The sequence below is a fragment of the Ruegeria sp. BB9 genome, assembly GCF_056539345.1.
The window spans coordinates 198848-222407 of record NZ_JBQFUU010000002.1; the positions used below are offsets into that span (position 1 = coordinate 198848).

Genomic DNA, 23560 nt, shown 5'->3' on the forward strand with positions numbered 1-23560 from the left:
GGTCTCCTCGGGTAATCAGTGTGGTCCTGCGGACCAGACGCGTGTGGGGCCAGCCATGAGGCAATCCAACAGCGCCTCGGTAAAGTCCCAGATCTGTTGATCATGGACAAGATGATGGGTCAACACGCCAAAAGGTTCGGTTGGGTCGGCACGTCCCTCGCGACGGCCCTGCAGCATCGAAACGGTTTTGGCGATCAACGCATTCGGATCGGCCAACCCACGCGTACCGCGCCAGTCGATCGGATCCAGATGGGTATTGACCTGAGTCAGGCCCGGTGCGGCGTCTCTGCGCGTTCTGGGCGTGGCCGTGGACAGGAACTGATAGCCGATTTCCGCAAGCTCTGCCGTCACCTCGGGCGCGATGCGGTTCCAAGGGGGGACGAACATCGGGCACAGACGATCACCGAAGGACTCCTGCAGACGCATGAAGCCAAGGCGTGCATCAGACACAATTGAGGCGAGCGGACGATGCAGGCGGAACTCGGATTTCTTTTCGCCCTTTGGTGCGTGGTTCTGGTGCGCCCAGCCGTGAACCACCGGAACCAAGCTGGGCTGTTCGGCGACCTGGTTGACCAGACCCTGACTGGCATCGCGTGGAATGACGGCCAGATGAACCGGCAGCCCGGTTCGGGATGACAGGTCCACCAAACGGTCCAATTGCCGGCTGGGCGCGATCGCGTCATCGTCCCGCCACCACAGTGGAAGCGTAAGCCCAGCCTCTCGCCACACCTGCAATTCGGACCGCAGCGGTGTCCAATCGGTTGTCATTGCCGAGCCTCCCAAAGCGAAGTGGCAATCTCTACCGACTTGCGGGCTCCGTCAAACCCGCCATCCAATGGTTTGCGCGGGCCTTGATGTAGGACGCGGTCGACTGCTTGGGCCAATGTCTCTCCGGTCAGCTTCGCGCTGGGCAGCACGTCGACGGCAGGCAGGCGCGCCAGGCTGTTTGCCCTCAGGGTCTGTTCCACTTCCTTGCCATCGTCAAATGGGATCAGAACGGCCGGGGTCGCGCATTGCAGCAAGTCCATGGCGGTGTTGTACCCGCACATGCTGACCGAGGCCGCGGCCAGCGGTAGCATTTGTCTGAAATCCGGACGTACGGGCTCCAGAATGACTTTTTCGCCATGTGTCATGTGCCTCAGTTCGGCAATCCGGTCTTCGGAATCCCGACCGCCGACCAGCAGGCGCCAGCGCCTGTTGGGCATCTTTTGGGCGGCCTCGATGGCCGCGCGAAAGATCGGTTGCCCGACCGATCCGCCGCCAGCGCTAACCAAGATTTCATTCGCTCCTTCCCCTTGTTCATGAGGGCCCGTCGCAGGCGGGGCAACAAAGCCGGTATAGAACAGGCGTCCGGCCAAATTGTCTGTAACCGGCCAGCTGGAATGCAGCGGCGTGATTTCGGGGTCGGAATGGACCAGTACGCCGTCATAGAAACGCGTAATGATTTCTTCGGTCCGCACAGCCTTGGCGGGTTTCGACGGTGGCGCGAGGATGTCCCGGATCGAACTCAGAACAACCGGACTTGACGGCAATGACCGCGCAGTGGACAGCAGGGCCAGAAATTCGTCGGCCAGGCTTCGGCGCCCGAAGGGAAAGAGTTCCGTTATCAGGACATCAGGGTTTACCCGTCGAACAGCCTCGGTCAGGGCAATAGCGCGGGAGTTCAGATAGGTCGCGTCTGCAATATTTCCGTCGGCCGTCAGCAATCGCGTGAAATCGGTACCATCCGAACGCAGCGGTGGCAGCGCCAGCAGGGAAACTCCATCCGTGTTCAGTTGAGGTGCAGGCATCCCGCCGGATGCGACGGTCACGTCGTGTCCGGCATCCGCAAAAGCCCGACCCAAGGTCAGGGCGCGGCTGAGATGTCCGGTCCCCAGCAGATGGGTGACGACGATCATGGTCCTCATGACCCGGCCTCGCGCGGGATAAGCCGGACGGGCTCAGCCTCCGGTCGCATTTGCTCCAAATCGACCACGTAGAGACGATTGCGTTTGATGCGGAACGGCGCGGGGCCTGTGAACTCCCACCCCCAGGCAAGCGCCAGGATGACCCGCATGATTCCGATATGGCAGACGGCTACGTTGTCACCGGTCAGGCTGCACAGCCATGGCACAAGGCGGCGGCGAATGTCGGCCGGGCTTTCGCCGTTGGGGGGACGAAATTCCCAGCTCCAATCCTCGATATGCTGGTATCCAGTGTTGGCATCTGCAATCAGGTCTTCCCCGCGTCGGCCTTCCCAGTCGCCCCAATTCATCTCGACCAAAGCGGCCGAGGTTGCGGGTTCGCGCCCGGTGACCAGCCGCGCAGTTTCGCTGGCGCGGGTCAGGGGGCTAGACCATAGTTCGGCCCGGTCCCAAGGAGTTGGCAAGCGATATCGGGCCAGTTCGGCCTTGGCCTGATCATCGAGGCTGATGTCGCTGCGCCCCTGAATGCGCCCTGCGCGGTTCCAGGCGGTATGACCGTGGCGCAGAAGGGCCAGACGTGTCATGACATTTCCCCTACCAGCGAAGAAACACCCGACCAGAACGTCCGTGTTGCGTTTGGCATCAAATGACGGCCGGCCACGTAGTCGCGCGCTTTTTGACCTTCGCTCCGACGCAGTTCGGGATCGGACAACAGCCGGTCAACTCGCTCGGCCAGCGCGGCGGCGCCGTATTCAGGGGCAGGATGATCGGCAGGCGCCAGTACGTCGCGCACACCGGGGCGATCCTGGGCGACAACAGGGACGCCCGCGGACTGCGCCTCGAGATAGGTCATCCCGTAGGCTTCGTTGACGCCCGGCCAAACCAACAGAGCAGCATCGGAGTAGATCGTTTCAAGGTCATCGCGGCTCAGCAGGCCCAGAAAACGGACACGTGTGCCGAAGGAGGACATCAGAGCCTCGACTTCCGGGCGGGCTGGCCCGTCGCCGGCGATGTTCAGCGTCCAATCCCCCTTCAGCAAAGCCAGTGTATCGGCCAGAATGCGGAAGGACTCCAGCTTGTCCCCGTAACGCATCATTCCCACTGTCAGCATCGGCCCGGCGCATCGAGAGGACCGAGGCAGGTCCGATCGGGGCAGGAAGGGTGGGAGTTCAATCAATGACTGATCACCGAACCGCTCGCGTTCCAGTGTGATCAAGTCATTTGCTGTGTGGTAGAAGATCACCTGTGCGGCGTCGCAGGCATCGTGCGCAGCTTGGGCAAAGCCGGCCCAGGGCCCGGAAAGGCGCGACATGGCGCGGGTGCTCTCTAGCTGAACATAGGGAATTCCGCGCGCCCGGCAGACTGCCGTCCCCAAAAGGTCCGGAGCTTTGTAGTAGTTGTGATAGGTCACCCAGAGGCCTGTATCCGCAGGTAGTTCTTCGCTCAGTCGGGTGGCCTCGGTCGCGGCTTCGCGGTAGAGACGGTTCTGGAGGTCCAAGTCTCCGGTCTTGTCATAGATGCGCAGCCGCGAGACCAGATCAACGCGATGCCCATCGGCCCCGATTGCAGCCATCAGGTTACGAGCCATTTCGCGGTCGCCGGACGGAACCAGGCTGTCTGGGGCTTTCATCGGCGCATAGAAGGCGACCCGAACCATCAGGCACCCTCCGCGCACAAGGCTTTCAGGCGGCGGGACAGGCGTGCAATGCCGGGGTCCATGCGAAAATTGGCAAGCAAGCGGTCATAAGCCGCATCGGCCATGATTGCCGCTTTCTGCGGGTCGGCGGCCAAGGTGGAAATAGCGTCTGCAAGCGCCTTGGGTTCGTCATCGGACAAGATGCCGTGCACGTTGTTGCGGATGAATTCGGGAATGGCCGAGACCGGAGTGGACAGGATCGGCAGTTTTTGCGACGCGGCTTCCATCAAGACATTGGGCAGGCCGTCCCGGTCCCCGTTCGCGGCGATGCGGCTGGGCAGCACGAACAGATCCGCCTCGCGCATGGCCGCAATGACCTCGGGTTGATCGCAGGCGCCTTTCCAGGTGATGCGATCCTGCAGGCGCAGGTTTTCCGCCAGGCCGCGCAGGTTGTCCGACAAGGTGCCGCCGCCAATGTGGGTCCAGTGCCAGTCGATCTTTGGGGGGAGCATGGCCAAGGCGTGGATCAAGCGATCAAAGCCTTTCTTTTCCACCAGTCGTCCGACGGACACCATATGGAACCGGTCATCGAAGGATCGCAGCTTTCGTGCGGGCGGCTCAGGAAATCGCGTCAGGTCCAGCCCGTGATAGATCAGATCGACACGGGCGGGGTCATCGGCCAGATCGCGCAAGTGCCGCGCGCCGATCTCGGTGCAGGTTGCGCCGAACGCCGCTCCGAAGGTGTCGGCATGAAGTTTTTCACGCTTTTCCCACTCGGGCGACGTCCAGATATCCTTGGCGTGAGCCGAAAAGCTCCACGGCAGGCCGCGCATGATTGCAGCATAGCGGGCAACCGAGGACGGGGTATGCAGGAAGTGGGCATACAGCGCGCGCGTGTCGCCGGGCAATTCCGCGGCCAGAACGCAAGCCTGTCCAAAGCGGCGGATCCGGTTGTGCGTGGGATCACGACGCAGATCCTGTCGCCACACCCGGTAGGCCTGTGCGTAACCCGGAAGCGCCTGTGCGGTTCGTCTCGCCGCCCATACGCGTTGGGGTTCCTGGTACAGGTATTCGGGAAGATAATGCACCCGCCCCTGAAACCGGTCGTGCAGCGGGTGGCGTTTGGTGTCGGTTGGGTGGCGCAATGACCAGATGTCGAAGTCGTGGCCGGCATCCTGCAAAGCAACCAGTTCCTGAGCGATGAACGTCTCGGACAGGCGCGGCCAACCTTTGACCATCACCGCCAGTCGCGGCTCTGCTTTGGTCATCCGGTCGCTCGTTCCTGTTCCACGCTCAGCAGGGCCTCGACCCGATCAGACACATAGTCCAAGCCATCCAGCAAACCGGCCCGGATCGCCTGCGAGGGAAGGGGCTGCTGCGGCAGGTTGCGAATGGCGGTGATCATCGCATCGGCCGTCAACCCATCACGGGTTTCGTCCAGCATCCGCACAAGGCCCAGTTCCTCGGCGCGCGAGGCGCGGATCCACTGTTCCAGCCGCGGGGTCGTTCGCGGGACGATCACCGCGCGTTTGTCAAAGGACAGCACCTCGCAGAACGTGTTGTATCCGCCCATGCAGACCACACCCGCCGCGCCGGCGAACAGGGTTTCGATCTGGGATTCGAACCCGACCGCCGTCACACGACCGTTCAGGGCCGCCACGCGGGTCTCGAACTCTTCGCGCAACTCACCGGACAGGAAAGGGCCATAGACAAGCACAGCTCGGGGGGACAGGTCAGGGTCTTTTTCATATGCAGACAGGACAAGGTTGACCATCGCCTTCCCGTCACCACCGCCTCCGGGCGTGATAAGGATATAAGGCTGCTCGGGAGGTTCGCCGACAGGGCCGAGATCGCGGCGCAGATAACCGGTCCAGTGAATGCGGGCCTGCGCCGACGGGCTGAGCGGCAATCCTTCTGTCGGGTCATAAACAGACCGCAGGCCGTAGACCCAGATTTCGTGATAGTATTTCTCGGTCGCGGCGGCGGCATCCTTTCGGGCCCATTCCGCCGCCAGAACCTCGGGTTCGTCCAGAACGTCGCGAAGGCCCAGCACCAGTTTGGCGCGCCCGGATTGATGCAGCTGTTCCAAGGTAGGCAGCAGTTCGCCCCGGAACCCGGTTGGCTCCTTGTCGACGACGACGACGTCCGGGTCGAATTGGCGCATGGTGGTCTGGATCAGTCCCGAACGCAGTTCGGTGACCTCGTCAATCCCCATTCCGATCGTGCGCGCGGCATACGAGCCGTCAGCCCGCTTGGTCACACCCGGCAGGCGTACATGGTCCACGCGCCGCGGAAAAGTGAAGCGCCCGGCAACGGGCGAGCCCGTCAGGATCAGGGCCGAGGCCCGCGGGTTCGCCCGCGTCATTGCCGCAGCCAGCGCTCGGGAGCGTCTGAGATGACCCAGTCCGAACGTATCGTGACTGTAGAACATTATGCGCGGAGCGCGACCGGTCTGTTTGTCGTCGATGCCTAGGCTCATGCCCTCGCTCGTATCTTTGTTACGGTGCAGTTTCCGCGCGTTTCGCACCAGTTATCTTATATTTTTTGACGCCGCCTGCCAAAGGGTCTGTGTCAAAGCCGCAAATGCGTCAATCATTGCGATTTGGCAACAGCCATTGCGCAAGTCACCAACAATGCGAAGCCTGCAACATTCCCCGAAGTTGGCAAAGCCCGGATTTGCCGGATGCTGCCTGCTCTTATAGGAATTCCAGAGGGTTGGAAACATCCTGCCTTTGGGCTTGCGCCAAAAACACGGTCCTACACGATGTCGGGAAGCGACGAGTGGATCGTTTGATCAAGGCCGGTGCCTTCTATAGGCTGTCGTGCAGCAAGAGATCAGGATGCAAGACCTTATGAAACCGAACTTTCTTGTCCGTGTGCTGTTCTTGACGTGGACAATCGCTCTGGCCTGCGCGACCGGTGCGGCGGCGCAGACCTCGCTGATCCCGGGGTATCCCGGGGCGTCCAGTGAAACAGAGGCCCCGCAGGACAACGATGTTGCAGCCGCGATCCGCGCCGCGACCGAGGCGGGCGCCAGCGTGATCGTCATCGACAGCGCCGGGCAGGTCGTATCCTCGGTTGGGCAGGCTGGTGGCCAGCCCGAGGACGTCGTCCACGATCCGATGGCGGAAAGTTCGCAGTTGATGAAGGCGCAGGAGCGCTTTGCCAAGTTCAGCGAAGCCGTGCGATCCCGCCTTGAGGCGTTGCCCTATTCGATCTTCGAGGTGCGCTACATCCTCGAGCAAACCAGTCCTGATGGCCGGATATTCACCTATGTCGAGGTGCTGGGATGGAACATCCTGTTCCTGATGGTTGGTCGATGGCTGTCGATCGAGCTGTACGGCAAGCGCTTTGCCCGACGGTGGGTCGTCGCCCGGATCAAGGAAAACCCGCAGGGGTATCGGGAAAAGATGCCGTTCCTTGTGTTCCGGTTCCTGATGGGTATCGGAGCCACGGTGTTCGCAATGCTGATGGCTCTGATCGTCGGGTATCTGTTCTTCGGCGAGGCCGAAGATATCTCGATCCAGTTCACCGTCACGGCGATTTTCACTGCGTTTTTCCTGTCACGTACGGTTTCCGACCTGTGGCGGATGGTGCTGTCGCCGTATCTCAGCCAGTACAGGCTGCCGCCATTCTCGGACCGTGACGCCAAGCGGCTGTACATCTGGGCATCGGCGCTGGCGACCTATGACATCACCGCTGTTCTGTTTTCCACCTGGGTGGCGGATTTCGGGCTGAACTACAACGTCTACGCGATGGTTTATGGCGGGCTGACCCTGATCGGGATGGTCGGAAACATCCTGATGATCCTGTTCAACGCCCGGGCCATTTCGAACGCGATCCGAGGCGGCCGTCAGCCGGACCAGGTGTCCTGGCTGCTGCGGTTCGTGTCATTTGGCTGGGCCCCGGCCCTGATCGTCTATCTGGTCTTCAGCTGGTTCAAGCTGGCGGTGGATCTGGTGCTCGAGACCGAGGACTCGCTGCCGATCGTCGCAAGCAGCTACATGATCTTCATGTCGGTCGTCATCGCCTATGGCGCCATGAACTATCTGCTCGAGCGGTACTTCGATCGCAATCGGCAGATCGAGGCTCTGAATGCCGAACTCGATTCCGATGAGGACGCCGTTCGCACCTCGGAGACGCCTGAGGCGGAGCAGCGCAAGCACACATTGGTGACCTACGAAGATCTTGCGCGGCGTGTCGCGGGTATCCTGGCCTTTGTCGTCGGCATCTATGCACTGGTCGTCATCTGGAATCCCGAAGCCAGCTGGAGCGAGGATTTTCCCATTGGCCGGGCTTTGGATGTGATGGTGATCCTGTTCATCGGCTACATCCTGTTCCACTTCTTCCGGATCTGGATCGACACCAAGATCGCTGAAGAAACCGATGATGGAGCCGCCGAAGCCGAGTTGGGTGACGAGGGCGGAGAGGGCGGTCAAAGCCGCCTTGCTACGCTGCTGCCGCTGTTTCGGGGCGCCATACTGGCTGTGGTGGTCGTGACCATCGTGCTGATCGTTCTGATGGAGCTGGGCATAAATGTCAGCCCGCTGTTTGCAGGCGCCGGCGTTGTCGGTCTGGCCGTGGGCTTTGGCTCGCAAACACTGGTGCGGGACATTTTCTCAGGCGCGTTCTTCCTGATGGATGACGCGTTCCGCAAAGGGGAATACATCGACATCGGAGATGTCAAAGGCACTGTCGAAAAAATCTCGGTCCGGTCTTTCCAGCTGCGCCACCATTTGGGGGCACTGAACACGATCCCGTTTGGTGAAATCAAGGTTCTGACCAACTACTCGCGCGACTGGGTGATCATGAAACTGCCTCTGCGCGTGACCTATGACACGGACGTCGAGAAGGTCCGTAAACTGATCAAGAAGCTGGGACAGGAGTTGCTGGAGGACCCGGTGATCGGGGACAACTTCATCCAGCCGCTCAAGTCGCAGGGCGTTATCGAGATGCAGGATTCCGCGATGATCATCCGGGTGAAGTTTATGACCAAGCCGGGCGACCAGTGGCTGGTGCGCAAAAAGGTGTACCAAGAAATCCGCGAGTTGTTCGCGCGCGAAGGCATCAAGTTTGCCCACCGCGAAGTCACGGTACGACTGGCCGATGGCAAGGAGCCCGAAGACCTGTCTCCGAAACAACGCGAGGCGGTCACCGGCGCGGTGCAAGCCGCGATTGACGAGGATTATCTGGACGATATCGGCCCCGGTGGAGACGACCGCTAGGGCGCTCCCGCCCCTTTGACCTGCGGCGCAGGTGTGCCGCCGTTCCAAGCGTTGGGCAGGGCCGCGCGGCGGTCGGGCCTTTGTTCAGGTGGTTTGCCACGTTGGATCGGACGTGCCGAGCCGGGATGCCGGGATCGGCCAGTGCATCCGTGCCTTACCGACGCTCAGCGCGGGTTTCAGCCGTTTGCCGGGGCCCCAGCCGGACTCTTCCGATCGGGATGCGTAGTCCCCTGGTTCGGCAGCGGTGATCGGGTCGCCTGTCTCGGATTTCGCGAGGCTGGCCAGCAACTCGGCGGTGCGCGCCAGCGACAGGCGCCCATCCATGATCGAATGCCCCGACGCCGCTTCTGTCAGGGCCGAGAGGACAGCGGCGGCCATCAAATAGCCGGTGGCATGGTCAAGTGCCTGAACAGGCAACGGTGTGGGCTTGTCCGCTCCGGCCCAAACGCGGCCGGCGTCAGCGATTCCTGCGCTCATCTGGACGAGGCTGTCAAATCCGCGACGGGTGGCCCAGGGTCCCTGCCAACCATAGGCATCCAGCGTAACTTCGACCCGGTTTGGAGCGACCGTATCGCGCACCTCTTTGGTCAGGCCCAGGGCCTCCAGCGCACCGGGACGGTAGCCGTGGACAAAGACATCCGCTTGCGCCAGCAGCTCTTGCAGCTTTTCCAGGCCGGCGGGTGTCTTGAGGTCCAGATACGCGCAGCGCTTGCCGAGCGAGATATCGGGGATCACGCCCGGCTCATCCCAACCTGGTGGGTCGATGCGCAGCACTTCGGCTCCGAACCCGGCCAGCGTTCGGGTGGAAACCGGGCCGGCCAGCACGCGTGTCATGTCGAGAACCCGAAGCCCGGCTAAAGGCCGATCCGCGCGTGCCTGTCGCCTGTCGCGTAGGGTGATCCGGCGTGGACCGTGCCAGCCGATCAACGGATCCCGCGTCACGGCCCGGCCTTGCGGGTGGTCCAGCCACTCGGCCCGGCTGCGCATGGCGGCGGCAACACCACCCTGCGCCACGATATCCGTTTCAAGGTTCGAGACCGACCAGCTCTTGATGGCCTGCGTCACCGCGGCACGATCCCCCTCGGTCGCCAAAACCTTGAGGGCCGCTTCCCTATGGTGGGGGAGGTTGGTGTGCAACCTGATCCAGCCATCGGCTCCCCGATAGTCGCCCGCGATCGGATCCCAGAGGCTTTGCATATCCCAGCCTTCGGGCTTGAACGAATACCCGAACCACAGCGACGCGAGGCGGTGATCGACCAATGACTTTGGTGGGAGCGAGACAAGATTGGTGGCCTGCATGAACCGTGCAAGCTCGTGGCCCACGGCTGCAAAGCTGGCTGTTGCCAGCTCGGACACGGCAAAGGCGCTGGGAAGCGCACCGGAGCCGGCGACCTGATAGGCCTCGGACGGTGGAAGCGAAGCCAGCAGGCTCATTGCTGATAAGGGTCCAGACTGTCGCGCAGCCCGTCACCCAGGAAATTGAAGGCCAGCACCACCACGATGATCGGTAGCATCGGGATGGCCGTCCACGGATAGATCTCGATCGAGGCGAGGTTTTGCGCGTCGTTCAGCATCACGCCCCAGCTGACCGCCGGTGCCCGTAGGCCCAAGCCAAGGAAGCTGAGCGCCGTTTCCCCTAGGATCATGGCTGGGATCGACAGCGTGGCCGAGGCAATCAGGTGAGACATGAAGTTGGGCAGCAGATGCTTGCGGATTACCCGGCCGGAACTGGCACCCATCATCTCGGCGGCGCGCACATATTCTTCTTCGCGCAGCGACAGGAATTTGGCGCGCACGGATCGGGCCAGCCCGGGCCAGTCGAGGATGCCGAGGATGATCGAGATGATGAAGAACACCGCAACAGGCGACCAGTTCGACGGAACCGCGGCCGATAGTGCCAGCCACAGGGGGAGTTCGGGCAAAGACCGCAGGATTTCGATCACGCGGTTGATGACCCAGTCGATCCGTCCGCCGAAATAGCCGGCCAGCGACCCGAAGAGGATGCCAAGGAAGAACGAGACCGAAATGCCGATCAGGCCAACGGTCAACGAAAGCTGTGCGCCGTATAGGATGCGGCTGAAGATATCGCGGCCCAGCCGGTCCGAGCCCCAGAGGAACAGAGTCGTGCCTTCCGGGGCGCAGAACAGATGCGTGTTTGACCGGATGAGCCCGGCCAGCTTGTACTCGGATGCCTCGCAGAAGAACCGCACGGGTCGCGGATCCTCGGTGTCAGGGACGAATTTCCATTGAAACGTCTCGAGGTCGGCCTCGGCCACGATCGGGTAGACGTACGGCCCGATGAACTCGCCTTGGTGGAACCAGTTCACCGATTGGGGCGGTGCGTAGAGATGTTCGCCATTTCGTTCGTTCGGGCCATAAGGCGCGATGAACCCTGCAAACGGGAGCATCAGGTAGCACAGCAGCAGGAAAATGCCCGATATCAGACCCAGCCGGTGTGTCTTGAACTTGCGCCAGACCAGAACCCAATTCGGGGCGTCCAGATCCCTGCGCTCCAATTGCTGCAAAGATGCTTCGGGATCGAAGGGAGCGTCGTCGACAAAGCGACCGTCGGGAAGTTTGCTCATGCTTCGCGCCCCTCGTACCGGATACGCGGGTCAAGCATGACCAGCAGAATGTCGGAGATCATGGTGCCGATCAGCGTCAGCAGTGCCACGAACATCAGAATGAAGGCTGACAGGAACTGGTCCTGTGTCTTGAGCGCCGTCAGCAGCGTGGGGCCGATGGTCTGCAAACCCAGCACCACCGAAACCAGAACCGATCCCGACACCATAGAGGGCAGCAGGTTGCCAATATCGGCCACAAAGGGGTTGAAGGCCACACGCAACGGGTACTTGGTCAGCATCCGCGACGGCGACATACCCTTGGCGATAGCGGTTTCAACATAAGGCTTGCCCAATTCGTCCAGCATGTTGGCGCGCAGGCGCTGCATCATGGCCGAGGCGCCCGAGGTGCCGATCACGAATGTGGGCACGATCAGATGAACCAAGATGGACTTCATCTTGTCCCAGCTCATGGGTTGCCCCTCGTACACCGGGTCCATCAACCCGCCGATGGGCAAATCGAGGTAACGGTGACCGTAGTAGAACAGGATGAGCGCCAGCAGAAAGTTGGGCGTCGCCAATCCCAGATACCCCACGAAGGCGGTCGAATAGTCCACCCAGGTCCGCGATTTGGCCGCCGCCATTACGCCCAGAGGCAAGGCCACGGCATAGACGAACAGGATCGCGGCAAGGTTCACGACCACGGTCAGCCACAGCGTGTCCCCGACGATGTCGGCCACCGGACGATCGAATTCAAAGGACCAGCCGTAGTTGCCCTGCAGCAACCCCTCAAACCCATGAGGGCCGGGAAAGAAGCCGACCCAGATCAGGTATTGTTCCCACATCGGGCGGTCCAGAGCGTATTCCTTTCGCAGGAATTCCGCCTTGGCCACACCGGCCGACTGCCCCGAAGCTTGCAGTTCGGCAATCTGGTTGCTGAGATAATCTCCCGGCGGCAGGTTGATGATCACGAAGATCAGCATCGATACCACCAACAGGGTCAGCAGCATCGTGAAAAAGCGATACACCGCGTAGCGGAGCATGATCATCTATCCGCTCCTGTCAGTCGGCGAGAAAGAATTCGTCTGGGCGGTGCACTCCGAAATGCGCGCCGGGTTCCCACGCCCACATGGCCTGTTCGGGAACATTGCGCAGACGGTTTGAAACCACGATCGGCTGGGGCGCCCCGTTCAGAATTCCGATGCCATAGATCTGGTCGGCGTGTATCTTCAACATCTCCTCCCAGACCGCCCGGCGTTCATCCTCGGTTTTTGCAAGTTCCCAGACGTGGTTCAACTCCAGCAAGCGCTGGGCTTCGGGCAGGTCGGGCGGCTCGCCGGCTTCGCCGCCGGTTTGATAGTGCTGCCCCCATTTTGGCCAGGCCAGAAACACCTGGTCGGTCGGGGCCAGGTAAACCGGTGACGTATGCAGTTGCGGGATGCCATCATCCCAGCCATACCAGACCGAAGCCATCGTATTGCCGGCGAATACGCGGTTGCGCAGGATGTCGCGGTCAAGCGGTCGCATGACCAGTTTCACCCCGATTTCCCGCCAGGTATCAGTCACGATCTGCAGCGCGTTCTCGACCTCTTGGCGTTCCCCGGCCGTCTCGATCACCAGCTCCATGGGGCGGCCGTCCGGCAACAGGCGTGTGCCGTTCTTGTCGCGCTGCGTCAGCCCGACCTCGTCCAGCAGGGCGTTGGCCTGTGCGACGTCGTATTGCGCCCAGGCCTGCGCGTTCTCTTCACTGTAGAAGGGCGAGGCAGGCAGAACGGACATGGCGGCCGGATGCGCCAGTTTGAAGTACAGCGCCTGGTTGATGGTCTGCCGGTCGATGGCCAGCGAAAGAGCGCGACGGACACGGACATCGCGCAGCACATTGCGCCAGACCTCGTCTTCGAAATTCAGGTTGGGGTAGATCGCGATCTGTGACGCGACACCGGTTTTCCAGAGTAGCGTCTTATAATTTCCGTTGGTTTCGCCCTTTTTCAGGATCGACGCATCCCGAAAATCAAGCCCACGACCCTGCAGGTCGGTCTCACCGGCATTGGCCTTGGCCGCCACCAGGCCGGGAGCCACGATCTCCATCTCGATTACGTCGATGTATGGCAGTTGCAAACCCTTCGAGTCGATGCGGTGGTAATATGGGTTGCGGACGAAATTGTGCCGGATCTTCTTGCCCGAGCTGGCGTTCAGCCAAGGCTGCAGAGTGGGCAGTTCGTGATTGTCGTACTTGTAGAGGTTGTCCAACTTGTTGTGCAGGGCAGCCCAGCTTTTGACACGTGCGTCACTGACCTCGAAGTCCAGTTTTTCCTTGTCGGCATATTTCTCGTGATAACGCTTCAGGAACGCAGCAGGGCGGTAGATGAATGGCGGTCGCGCCTGCGCCAGTGAGGCCAGAAAGTTTGGGTTCGGGTCGTCCCATTCGTAGATCACCGTCGTTTCGTCCGGGAACGTGACCGTGGGGAGCTTGCCCTCAACCCGCAGGAAATCAGGGGGGCCGGACGGGCTGAGAAGCTCGTTGTTGGCCACGTCTTCCCACCAGTATCGGAAGTCTTCCGAGGTGAACGGTGTGCCGTCCGACCATTTGTGCCCCTTGCGCAGGTGCAGTGTGTACTTGCGGTTTTCGTCGTTGTCGTAAGACGCCAGCAGATCGGGGACCAGGTTGTACTGGGCATCGAAGCCCACCAGTCGGGCGTAGCCATAGACCACCATCTGCCGGATATCCTTGGACCGGGTGACCATCGTGCGCAAGGTTCCGCCCTGTTTGCCGAATTCGCGCCCTTTCGAAGACAGGTCGACGATCAGCGGTTCCTGCGGGATGCGATCTTGCACCGGGGGCAGGTTTCCGATGTCCACCTCGGCTTTCCAGAAGGTGCTTTCCTGCAGGTCGGGAAGGGTGTCGGCCCAGGCGGGCAGGGCCGCGCCCAGCGTCAGCGCGGCGGCCAGAAACTTGAATCGAGTGGTCTTAAACATGGCAACGTACCTTATGGCCGGGCTCCATTTCCACGAGTGAAGGTATCATGGTGTCAGAGAATCTAAAGGCGTCATCCCAACTGTCCGGGGAGCCGGCGCCAAGGGCGACCAGTTTCAGATCGATGGGACGATTGATATCGGGTTCGGGTTGTGCGGCAATCAGGGCCTTGGTGTAGGGGTGGCGCGGGTTGTAGAACAAGGTCTCGGGCGGAGCCTGTTCGACGACCAGCCCTTGGCGCATGACCGCGACCTCGTCCGCGATGCGGGCGACCACGGCCAGATCGTGAGAAATGAAAAGATAGGAAAGGTTCAGACTGTCCTGCAGTCTCTCCAGAAGGGTCAGGATCTGTTCCTGGACCGAAACATCCAAAGCTGATGTCGGCTCGTCGCAGACGATCAGGGACGGATCCAGCATCATCGCACGGGCGATTGACAGGCGTTGGCGTTGACCGCCGGAAAAAGCGTGCGGGTAGCGTTTGAGCATCCCGGCGTTCAGTCCCACACGTTCAAGCATCTCAGCGGCTTTGTCGCGGCGTTCGGCCGTCGTGCCGATATTGTGGATCTCCAGCGGTTCGGTCATCGCATCCTGAATGCGCATGCGCGGGCTCAGAGAACTGTAGGGATCCTGAAACACCATCTGAGCCTTGCGCTGAAACGCCTTGCGCTCCTCGCGGGTCATCTGGTGGACGCGGATCGGGTTTTCGCCCGGCGCGGCTCGAAAAAGCACCTCGCCGCCCGGGTCTGGCAGCTCGGCCCCCAGCGCAATCCGGGCCGCGGTGGTTTTGCCCGATCCGCTTTCACCGACTACGGCCAGCGTCTTGCCGCGGGCCAGTTTCAGGTCGACGCCCCGGCAGGCATAAATCAGCTTGTCCGCTTTCCAACCGCGCGACGACCGCATCGTGTAGGTCTTGCACACATCCTTCATGTCGAGGATCAGATCCTCGTTCGGCATCGGGATTCCCACGGCTTCCTTGTCCGGGATCTCGGGTGCCGCATCAAACAGCTGGCGGGTATAGGGATGGGCCGGAGCATTCAGGATCAGCTCGGCCGAACCCGCCTCCATCACCCGGCCTTTGTGCATGACGACGACCTGTTCGGCCATATTGGCGACCACGCCCAGGTCATGCGTCACCAGAACCAGCGCCATACCAGTTTCTTTCTGTAGATCCTTGATAAGGCCCAGCACCTGAGCCTGGGTCGTCACATCCAGTGCAGTTGTTGGTTCGTCGGCAATCAGCAGTTCCGGTTTGGACACCATCGCCATCGCGATCATCGCGCGTTGACGCATCCCACCCGAAAGTTCGAAGGGATACGAGTCATAGGCACGAGCCGGATCGGGAAAGCCCACGCGTTCGAACTGCGACAGCACTTCCTTGCGAGCCTCAGACTCGGAGGCGCCCCGATGGAGCCACAGAACCTCGCTGACTTGGTTGCCGATCTTGTGCAACGGAGAAAGCGACCGCATAGGCTCTTGAAAGATCATCGAAATTCGATTGCCGCGGATGCCACGCATCTCACGTTCGGAAATTTCGGACAGCGCGACGCTGCCCTTGGAAGTGTTCAGCTGCATTACGCCGCTGCGGATCTGGGCTGTCCTGGGCAGAATGCGCAGCACCGCCCGGCAAGAGATCGTCTTGCCCGACCCGGATTCCCCGACCAATGCCAGCGTTTGCCCGGCCTCGACATCGAAATTCACATCTCTGACGACGAGCTCCCCGGCGCCGAAACCGATGGTCAGATCTCGGACAGACAACAAGGCCGTCATTCGGGCTTTCCACCCGTGTGGCCACCGCGTGACATTGGTTTTGAACTCCCTGGTTTTTTGTCGCAGTTTCGCGCGCTTGGGGGCGACTAGTCAAATACCTTCTTGGGCTGAAATGTCGCGGAAACGTGACGAACAGTGCATTGTGCCTACACAAAGTCTTGAGTTTTTGTCATCAAAGCCGCGATTGACCATGATTGGTGGTCGTTAAGGTATCAGGGAGATATTTCGCAATGTCCGACGCGCAAAGCCGACTGGATCTGTTCATTGATCGCATGGTCTCGCAGCGGGCATGTCTGGATTTCGCGATCGCCGACACGGCAGACTTGGCCGGTCCGGTGTTCGAACTGGGTCTGGGCAACGGGCGTACCTATCATCACATGATGAACCGGGTCCGGAACCGACCCGTCTATGTGTTCGAGCGCGCTGTGGCCTCGCACCCCGATTCCACTCCGCCCGAAGATCGCCTGATCCTGGGCGACGTGCGCGAGACTCTGCCCGCCGCGCTTGATCGGTTCGGCGCAACTGCCAGCGTGATTCATGCCGATCTGGGCGGTCACAACCGCGAAAAGAACGACGCTTTCGCCCGCTTTGTGTCACCCCTGATCGAACCGCTGCTGGCCAAGGGCGGGCTGATGGTCTCGAGCGACCGGATGTATTTCGAAATGCTGACGGAACAACCCCTTCCCGAAGACGCGGTTCCGGGTCGCTGCTTCATCTATCGGCGCTGAGCGGCGTTCCGCAGGGTCACTTTGCGCGGGGACTCGATCCCGGCACGGCGGGCGGTCTAACCTTCGCGTGACGCTCACGCAAAGGACCGCCCATGCTGTTTTACGATTGCTCGACCGCCCCGAACCCGCGCCGCGCCCGCATGTTTATCGCCGAAAAGGGGCTGCAGATCGAAACCCGCGACATCTCGATAGCCAAGGGCGAGCAAATGAGCGAGGCGTTTCGCAAGGTGAACCCCCGCGCCACCATCCCGGTTCTGGTCACCGACGAGGGGACCGTTCTGACCGAGAACCTCGGCATCGCCGCCTATCTCGAGGCGCGCTTCCCCGAGCCCCCGTTGATGGGGCGGACACCGGACGAGAAAGGGCTGGTGCTGATGTGGAACGCGATCGTCGAACAGCAGGGCGGGGCGCCCATCGCCGACGCGCTGCGCAACACGCATCCGGCCTTCAAGGACCGCGCCATCCCAGGCCCGCAGAACCACGCGCAGATCCCGGAACTGGCCGAACGTGGCATCGCGCGCGTCGGAGCGTTTTTCGACCTGCTCGAAGAGCGCCTGCAAGACAGCCCCTTCATCGCGGGCGAGGCGTTCTCGCTGGCCGATATTTCGACCTTCGTGTTCGTGGATTTCGCCCGCGTCATCAAGATGCGCATCCCCGAGGGCAACACGGCAACCCGAGCCTGGTTCGACAGCGTGCAGGCGCGGCCCAGCGCCAGCGCCTGACAGCACTGTACAGAAATGTCTAGACAGAAGTGAACAGTGCCCCTAGCGTCCTTTGGGAATCGTCCAGGGGAGGTCGGGATGAAGTCGCAGTATCGCGTTGTGGTCATCGGGGGCGGCGTCGTCGGCGCCTCGGTTCTGTATCATCTGGCCAAGTTCGGCTGGTCGGATGTGGTCATGCTGGAACGCCGGCGTCTGGCGTCGGGGTCGTCATGGCATGCGGCGGGGGGCATCCACGCGCTGAACGCCGATCCGAACATGGCGGCGCTGCAGGCCTATACGATCGACCTTCTGAGCGAGATCGAGAAGGAATCGGGTCAGAATATCGGCCTGCACATGACCGGTGGTCTGACATTGGCCGGAACCCCCGAACGGTGGGAGTGGTTGCAGGCGAATTACCGCATCTTCCAGTCCATCGGCATAGACGATTGCGAATTGCTGAGCCCGGAAGAGGCGCAGAAACGTTGCCCGATCATGTCCACCGACGGCATTCTGGGCGCGATGTGGGCCGACCGCGAAGGCTATATTGATACCACGGGCACCGTGCAGGCTTATGCCACCGCAGCCAAAAAGCGCGGGGCGGAATACTACGAGGAAACCAAGGTTGAGGAACTGATCCAGACCGCCGATGGCTGGCAGGTGTTGACCGACCGGGGCACGATCACCTGCGAACATGTGGTCAACGCTGCCGGCCTGTGGGCCAAGCAGGTGGGGCGCATGGCAGGGGTCGAACTGCCGGTCTCTCCGCTGAAGCACCATTACCTGATCACCGACACGGTGCCCGAGGTCGCGGCGGCCGATTTCGAGATGCCGATGACCGTGGATCTCGAGGGCTTCACCTATATGCGGCAGGACCAGAAAGGTGTTCTGGTCGGCATCTACGAGGTCGATCACGAGCACTGGGCCATGGACGGTGCGCCGTGGAACTATGGCGAGGAGCTGTTTCAGGAACAGCTGGACCGCATCGAGAACGAACTGATGCTGGGGTTCGAACGCTATCCGGCGATCCAGAACGTGGGCATCAAGACATGGGTGAACGGCGCCTTCACCTTCTCGCCGGACGGCAACCCTCTGGTCGGTCCGGTCCCGGGCAAGCTCGGCTATTGGACCGCCTGCGCGGTGATGGCCGGGTTTCTGCAAGGCGGCGGCGTTGGCAAGACGCTGGCCGAATGGATGATCCATGGCGAGCCCGAGGCCGACGCCTGGCCGATGGACGTGGCGCGCTATGGCGACTTTGCCCGGAACAAGCGCTACATCCGCGAAACCACCGGCCAGTTCTATTCCCGCCGCTTCGTGATGACCTATCCGAACGAGCAACTGCCCGCCGGACGCCCGTTGAAAATGTCGCCGGCCCATGACGCGATGACCGAAGCGGGTTGCAAATGGGGCGTCAGTTGGGATCTCGAGGTACCGCTCTATTTCGCGCCCAAGGGGTTCGAGGAAACGCCGACCCTGAAACGCTCGAACGCCTTCGACATGGTGGCCGAGGAATGCCGCACCATCCGCGAAGGCGTGGGCCTGATGGACATCACCGGGTTCTCGCGGTTCGAAGTTTCGGGGCCGAATGCGGAAATCTGGCTTAACAAGGTGATGGCCTCGAAATTGCCGGGACCGGGCCGCGCGAAACTGGCGCCGATGCTGGGCGAGAACGGGCGGCTCAAGGGCGACCTGACGGTTCTGAACTGGGGAGACGGCACCTGGTGGATCATGGGCAGCTATTACCTGCGGGCCTGGCACATGCGCTGGTTCGACGATCACAGGATCGACGGGGTCACCGTACGCGACCTGGGCGAGGAGGTCTGCGGCTTTGCCGTGGTCGGCCCGAAATCGCAGGCGGTGGTCGAGAAGCTGGCCGAGCAGGACATTTCAACCCTGAAATTCATGGGTTGCGGTGACTATGACATCGGCCTCGTGCGCGCCCGCGTGGCCCGCATGTCGGTCACCGGCGAGAAAGGTTATGAGATCAACTGTCGCTATGGCGACCACATCGCCCTGCGCCGCGCGCTGCTCGAGGCCGGGGCCAGCGAAGGTATCCGCGAATGCGGCTTCAACGCGATGCTGTCCACGCGGCTTGAAAAAAGCTTTGGCATCTGGTCGGCCGAGTTCACCCAGGCCTACACCCCCGGCATGACCGGCATGGACCGCTGGATCGACTGGAGCAAGGATTTCATCGGCAAGGAAGCGGCACTGGCCGAGCGTGAGGGCAACGGCCCGGCACAGGTTCAGGTGACTCTCGAGGTGGACGCGCTGGATGCGGATTCCAGCGGGTACGAACCGGTCTGGGCGGGCGACCAGCGCGTGGGTTTCGTGACCTCGGGCGGGTATGGCCATTACATCGGCAAGTCGCTGGCCATGGCGCTGGTGGACCGCGACAAGGCGCAGCCGGGCACCGAACTGTCGGTGCACGTGGTTGGGGTGGAGCGGCCCGCGCGGGTGATCGCGCCGTCGCCCTATGACCCTGAGGGCAAGGCGATGCGGGGCTGATCATGGCGGCGCGGGGCAGGGATCGCCGTCGGCGGGGCCGGGGCGCGGAGGCCGCGCCCGCGAGCCGTGATGTGAACTATCGCCAGTTGCGCAACCCGTTTCCGGTGATGGAGGTCTTTCCCGCCGATCAAATCGCCGACATGCACGAAACTGCTATGCGCACGCTGGAGGAACTGGGCGTCAACGTTCTGCTGCCCGAGGCGCGGCGCCTGTTTGCCGCCGCGGGCGCGCGGGTGGATGAAAACAGCGAGATGGTGTTCATCGGTCGTGATCTGGTCGAGGCCGCGGTATCCTCGGCCCCGAAATCCATCGACTGCCGGGCCGGGGCGCGGCATCGCGACTTCACGCTGGAGCTGGGCAGTCTTGTGTTCCAGCCCGGCGCAGGGGCGCCCAATGCCACCGATCTGGAGCGCGGCCGCCGCCCGGCCAGCGGGCAGGATTACCTCGAGTTCCTGAAGCTCACCCATCATTTCGACGTGTTCCAGATGATCTCGCCGCAGGTCGAGCCGCAGGACGTGCCCACACACCTGCGCCACTATTTCACCACGCAGGCGCAGGTGGAGTTGACCGACAAGTTCCCGTTCTTCTTCTCGCGCGGGACGCCGCAGGTGATGGACTGTTTCCAGATGCTGGCCGTCGCGCGAGGCCTGTCCGACAACGAGTTCCGCGCCCGGCCGCATTGCTACACGATCATCAACACCAACAGCCCGCGCACGCTGGACATTCCGATGGCGCAGGGGCTGATCGACTTTGCCCGTCACGGGCAGATGTCGATCATCACGCCGTTCACGCTGATGGGGGCGATGGCGCCGATCACGGTCGCGGGCGCGATCACCCTCTCCCATGCCGAGGCGCTGGCGGCCCTGACGCTGACCCAACTGGCAAAACCCGGCGCGCCGGTCTGCTATGGCACCTTCACCAGCAACGTGGACATGAAATCCGGCGCCCCGGCCTTTGGCACGCCCTCGCATTTCCAGGCCTCGCTGGCGGCGGGGCAACTGGCGCGGCATCTGGGCCTGCCGTGGCGGTCGGCGGCCGGGTCGGCCTCGAACGCCAATGACGTGCAGGCCGCCAATGAAAATCAGTTCGGGCTGTGGGGTTGCCTGATGGCGGGGGCCACGGTGATCATCCATTCGGCCGGGTGGCTGGAAGGGGGGCTGACCGTGTCCTTCGAAAAGCTGGTCTGCGATGCCGAGGTGCTGAACATGGTAGCCGAGCTGTGCGCAGGGGCTCAGGCGGGTTCGGCCGAGATCGGGTTTGACACTGCGTTGCGCGAGGTCGAGCCCGGCAGCCATTTCTTCGCCGCCAGCCAGACGATGGAGCGCTACACTACCGAGTTCTACGAACCGCACCTGCATGACTATGCCAATTTCGGCACTTGGACCGAACGCGGATCGCTCGATGCGAACCATCGGGCCACCGCGGTCTGGCGGGACATTCTGAACAATTTCGAACCACCCGCGCAGGGCCAGCCCGGGCTGGACGCCATGCGTGATTTCATCGCCCTTCGAACCGCTGAGGGCGGCGCGCCGCCGGAGAGTTGAGATGAACAGCAAACCCATCCTGCATCGTGACGACCCCAAGGCCGAGCCTCTGGTCGGCAACGTCAAGGTCACGCGCGACGACTGGCTGAACGTGGCGATGGACGTGCTGATCTCGGACGGGGTCGAGCAGGTCAAGGTGCTGAACCTGGCCGAGCGCATGGCGGTGTCGCGGTCCTCGTTTTACTGGTACTTCAAGTCCCGGCAGCACCTGCTGGATGCGCTGCTGGATCGCTGGCAGGCCACCAACACCGCCGCCCTGATCGCGCAGGCCGAAGCGCCGGCCGAGACCATCACCGCCGCCGTCTGCAACGTGCATCGCTGCGTGGTCAACACCGCCTTGTTCGACACGGCGCTGGACTTTGCCGTGCGCGACTGGGCTCGGCGGTCGGGCAAGGTGCGGCGGATGCTGGACCAGTCCGATGCGCGCCGCCTGGCCGCGCTGCGAGCCATGTTCACCCGTCATGGCTATGAGGCGGTCGAGGCCGAGACCCGCGCGCGCGTGCTGTACTACATGCAGATCGGCTATGATCTGGCGCAGTTGAACGAGCCGTTGGCCACGCGCCTGTCTCTGGTGCCGCATTACCTGTACGTCTTTACCGGGGTCGAACCGCGTCCCGAGGAAATCGAGGAATTCAGCGCCTATGCCAAGCGCTGTTGGGAGGGAGGAGCGGACCATGAGCCAGCCTGACGCAATCATCATCGGAACCGGCGTGATCGGCGCGGCCATCGCGTTCGAGATGGTCAAGGCCGGCTGGAAGACTCTGTCGCTGGACCGCAACGCGCAGGTGGGGCATGGCTCGACCGCCGGGTCCTGCGCGATCATCCGGATGCATTACTCCACCTTCGACGGCACCGCCTTTGCTTGGGAGGGCTATCATTACTGGCGCGACTGGGCCGACTATCTGGGTCTGCCCAACGGGGCCGATCTGGCGCAGTTCCGCGAGACTGGGTGCCTTGTCATGAAGACCGAGGCCAACGGCCACCTGTCAAAGCACATGAAATACAGCGCCGAGTTGGATTGCCCGTTCGAGGAATGGGCAACCGAGCAGATACTCAACCGCCTGCCGATCTATTCGCTGGACAGTTTTGCCCCGGCCAAACGGATGGACGACCCAGCCTTCGGTCAGCCCAATGGCAGCAGGATGCAGGGGGCGGTGTTCTGGCCCAAGGCCGGCTATGTCACAGACCCGGCCCTGTCGGCGCAGAACCTGATGCAAGCGGCCACGCAGCGCGGCGCGCAGGTGCGGACCGGGGCCGAGGTCGTCGAAATCTTGCAGGAAGGTGGCAGAGTCAAAGGCGTCAGGCTGGCCTCGGGCGAAGAGATTTACGCGCCGGTGGTGATCAACGTGGCCGGGCCGGGATCGTCGATCATCAACCGCATGGCGGGTGTGCTGGACGACATGACCATCGAAACCCGCCCGCTGCGGCAGGAGGTGGTCCACGTTCCCGCGCCGGAAGGGTTCGATTTCGAGCGTCAGGAAACCATCGTATCGGACGGCGATATCGCCTGCTACTGCCGGCCGGAACATGGCAACCATATCCTGATCGGCTCGGAAGACCCGGACTGCGACCCGCATCAGTGGTGCGAGGACGATGTCCGCTACAACCACGACTTCACCGACCAGTGGACGACGCAGGCCATGCGATACGCGCAGCGCGTTCCCAGCCTGGGCATCCCGTCCAGAACGCGAGGTGTGGTCGATCTGTACGACGCTTCGACCGACTGGATCCCGATCTATGACAAGTCCAGCCTGCCAGGGTTTTACATGGCCTGCGGCACCAGCGGGAACCAGTACAAGAACGCGCCGATCGCGGGCAAGATGATGGCCGCGTTGGTCGAGTATTGCGAGGGCGGGGCGGATCACGACGCCCAGCCCCTGCAATTCGAGCTGCCCCATATCAAACGCACCATCGACGCGGGCTTTTACTCCCGCAGGCGCCCGATCAACGCCGAGAGCAGTTTTTCGGTCCTTGGCTAGCCATGCCGGACAAATGCGCTAGCTCTCGGGAAACACTGA

18 protein-coding genes are annotated in these 23560 nt (G+C 62.2%); 7 read left to right on the forward strand and 11 right to left on the reverse strand.

Annotation, left to right across the window (positions count from 1 at the left end; translation table 11 throughout):
• Positions 1-15: 15 nt before the first annotated feature.
• From ACR0FC_RS08385 to ACR0FC_RS08410, 6 genes are read right to left on the reverse strand one after another with little or no spacing between them, the layout of a single operon-like run.
• Positions 16-768, reverse strand: a complete 753-nt coding sequence (locus ACR0FC_RS08385; protein ID WP_170339811.1) for a polysaccharide deacetylase family protein — start codon at positions 766-768, stop codon at positions 16-18.
• The gene (locus ACR0FC_RS08390) at positions 765-1907 is read right to left on the reverse strand and encodes a glycosyltransferase family protein (protein WP_170339813.1); all 1143 of its coding nucleotides are present in this window, start codon (positions 1905-1907) and stop codon (positions 765-767) included. The genes ACR0FC_RS08385 and ACR0FC_RS08390 overlap by 4 nt, the downstream gene beginning before the upstream one ends.
• A complete protein-coding gene (locus ACR0FC_RS08395; RefSeq protein ID WP_170339815.1) occupies positions 1904-2488 on the reverse strand; it encodes a histidine phosphatase family protein in 585 nt (194 codons plus the stop codon). The genes ACR0FC_RS08390 and ACR0FC_RS08395 overlap by 4 nt, the downstream gene beginning before the upstream one ends.
• A complete protein-coding gene (locus ACR0FC_RS08400; protein ID WP_170339817.1) occupies positions 2485-3561 on the reverse strand; it encodes a glycosyltransferase family 4 protein in 1077 nt (358 codons plus the stop codon). Before ACR0FC_RS08400 ends, ACR0FC_RS08395 begins: the two co-directional genes overlap by 4 nt.
• Complete coding sequence (locus ACR0FC_RS08405; RefSeq protein ID WP_170339819.1) at positions 3561-4808, reverse strand: glycosyltransferase family 4 protein; 1248 nt, start codon at positions 4806-4808, stop codon at positions 3561-3563. Before ACR0FC_RS08405 ends, ACR0FC_RS08400 begins: the two co-directional genes overlap by 1 nt.
• Complete coding sequence (locus tag ACR0FC_RS08410; RefSeq protein ID WP_170339821.1) at positions 4805-6019, reverse strand: glycosyltransferase family protein; 1215 nt, start codon at positions 6017-6019, stop codon at positions 4805-4807. Before ACR0FC_RS08410 ends, ACR0FC_RS08405 begins: the two co-directional genes overlap by 4 nt.
• A gap of 373 nt (positions 6020-6392) precedes the next feature.
• On the opposite strand from ACR0FC_RS08410, the gene ACR0FC_RS08415 reads away from it, so the two are divergent.
• The gene (locus ACR0FC_RS08415) at positions 6393-8765 is read left to right on the forward strand and encodes a mechanosensitive ion channel family protein (RefSeq protein ID WP_170340528.1); all 2373 of its coding nucleotides are present in this window, start codon (positions 6393-6395) and stop codon (positions 8763-8765) included.
• A gap of 84 nt (positions 8766-8849) precedes the next feature.
• On the opposite strand, the gene ACR0FC_RS08420 is transcribed toward ACR0FC_RS08415, so the two are convergent.
• The 5 genes from ACR0FC_RS08420 to ACR0FC_RS08440 are packed head-to-tail and all read right to left on the reverse strand — an operon-like array spanning position 8850 to position 16067.
• A complete protein-coding gene (locus ACR0FC_RS08420; RefSeq protein WP_170339822.1) occupies positions 8850-10199 on the reverse strand; it encodes a CoA transferase in 1350 nt (449 codons plus the stop codon).
• Complete coding sequence (locus ACR0FC_RS08425; protein ID WP_170339824.1) at positions 10196-11350, reverse strand: ABC transporter permease; 1155 nt, start codon at positions 11348-11350, stop codon at positions 10196-10198. The genes ACR0FC_RS08420 and ACR0FC_RS08425 overlap by 4 nt, the downstream gene beginning before the upstream one ends.
• Complete coding sequence (locus ACR0FC_RS08430) at positions 11347-12375, reverse strand: ABC transporter permease (protein ID WP_093964561.1); 1029 nt, start codon at positions 12373-12375, stop codon at positions 11347-11349. The genes ACR0FC_RS08425 and ACR0FC_RS08430 overlap by 4 nt, the downstream gene beginning before the upstream one ends.
• A gap of 13 nt (positions 12376-12388) precedes the next feature.
• Positions 12389-14302 carry an ABC transporter substrate-binding protein gene (locus ACR0FC_RS08435; protein WP_170339825.1) on the reverse strand — a complete coding sequence of 638 codons (1914 nt, stop codon included), beginning with the start codon at positions 14300-14302 and terminating at the stop codon, positions 12389-12391.
• Positions 14295-16067: an ABC transporter ATP-binding protein gene (locus tag ACR0FC_RS08440; RefSeq protein ID WP_170339827.1), complete on the reverse strand. Its 1773-nt coding sequence runs from the start codon at positions 16065-16067 to the stop codon at positions 14295-14297. Before ACR0FC_RS08440 ends, ACR0FC_RS08435 begins: the two co-directional genes overlap by 8 nt.
• 230 nt (positions 16068-16297) lie before the next feature.
• On the opposite strand from ACR0FC_RS08440, the gene ACR0FC_RS08445 reads away from it, so the two are divergent.
• The 6 genes from ACR0FC_RS08445 to ACR0FC_RS08470 all read left to right on the forward strand — a co-directional run bounded on the left by ACR0FC_RS08445 (position 16298) and on the right by ACR0FC_RS08470 (position 23521).
• A complete protein-coding gene (locus ACR0FC_RS08445) occupies positions 16298-16795 on the forward strand; it encodes a class I SAM-dependent methyltransferase (RefSeq protein WP_170339829.1) in 498 nt (165 codons plus the stop codon).
• Between the two features lie 92 nt (positions 16796-16887).
• Positions 16888-17517: a glutathione S-transferase family protein gene (locus ACR0FC_RS08450; protein ID WP_170339831.1), complete on the forward strand. Its 630-nt coding sequence runs from the start codon at positions 16888-16890 to the stop codon at positions 17515-17517.
• Positions 17518-17595: 78 nt separating this feature from the next.
• Complete coding sequence (locus ACR0FC_RS08455) at positions 17596-19998, forward strand: GcvT family protein (RefSeq protein ID WP_170339832.1); 2403 nt, start codon at positions 17596-17598, stop codon at positions 19996-19998.
• Between the two features lie 2 nt (positions 19999-20000).
• Positions 20001-21542, forward strand: coding sequence for a trimethylamine methyltransferase family protein (locus tag ACR0FC_RS08460; RefSeq protein WP_170339834.1), 1542 nt, complete (start codon positions 20001-20003; stop codon positions 21540-21542).
• A gap of 1 nt (position 21543) precedes the next feature.
• On the forward strand, positions 21544-22230 hold the full coding sequence (locus ACR0FC_RS08465; protein WP_170339836.1) for a TetR/AcrR family transcriptional regulator: 687 nt from the start codon (positions 21544-21546) through the stop codon (positions 22228-22230).
• Positions 22217-23521 carry an NAD(P)/FAD-dependent oxidoreductase gene (locus tag ACR0FC_RS08470; protein ID WP_170339838.1) on the forward strand — a complete coding sequence of 435 codons (1305 nt, stop codon included), beginning with the start codon at positions 22217-22219 and terminating at the stop codon, positions 23519-23521. Before ACR0FC_RS08465 ends, ACR0FC_RS08470 begins: the two co-directional genes overlap by 14 nt.
• Positions 23522-23560: the final 39 nt, after the last annotated feature.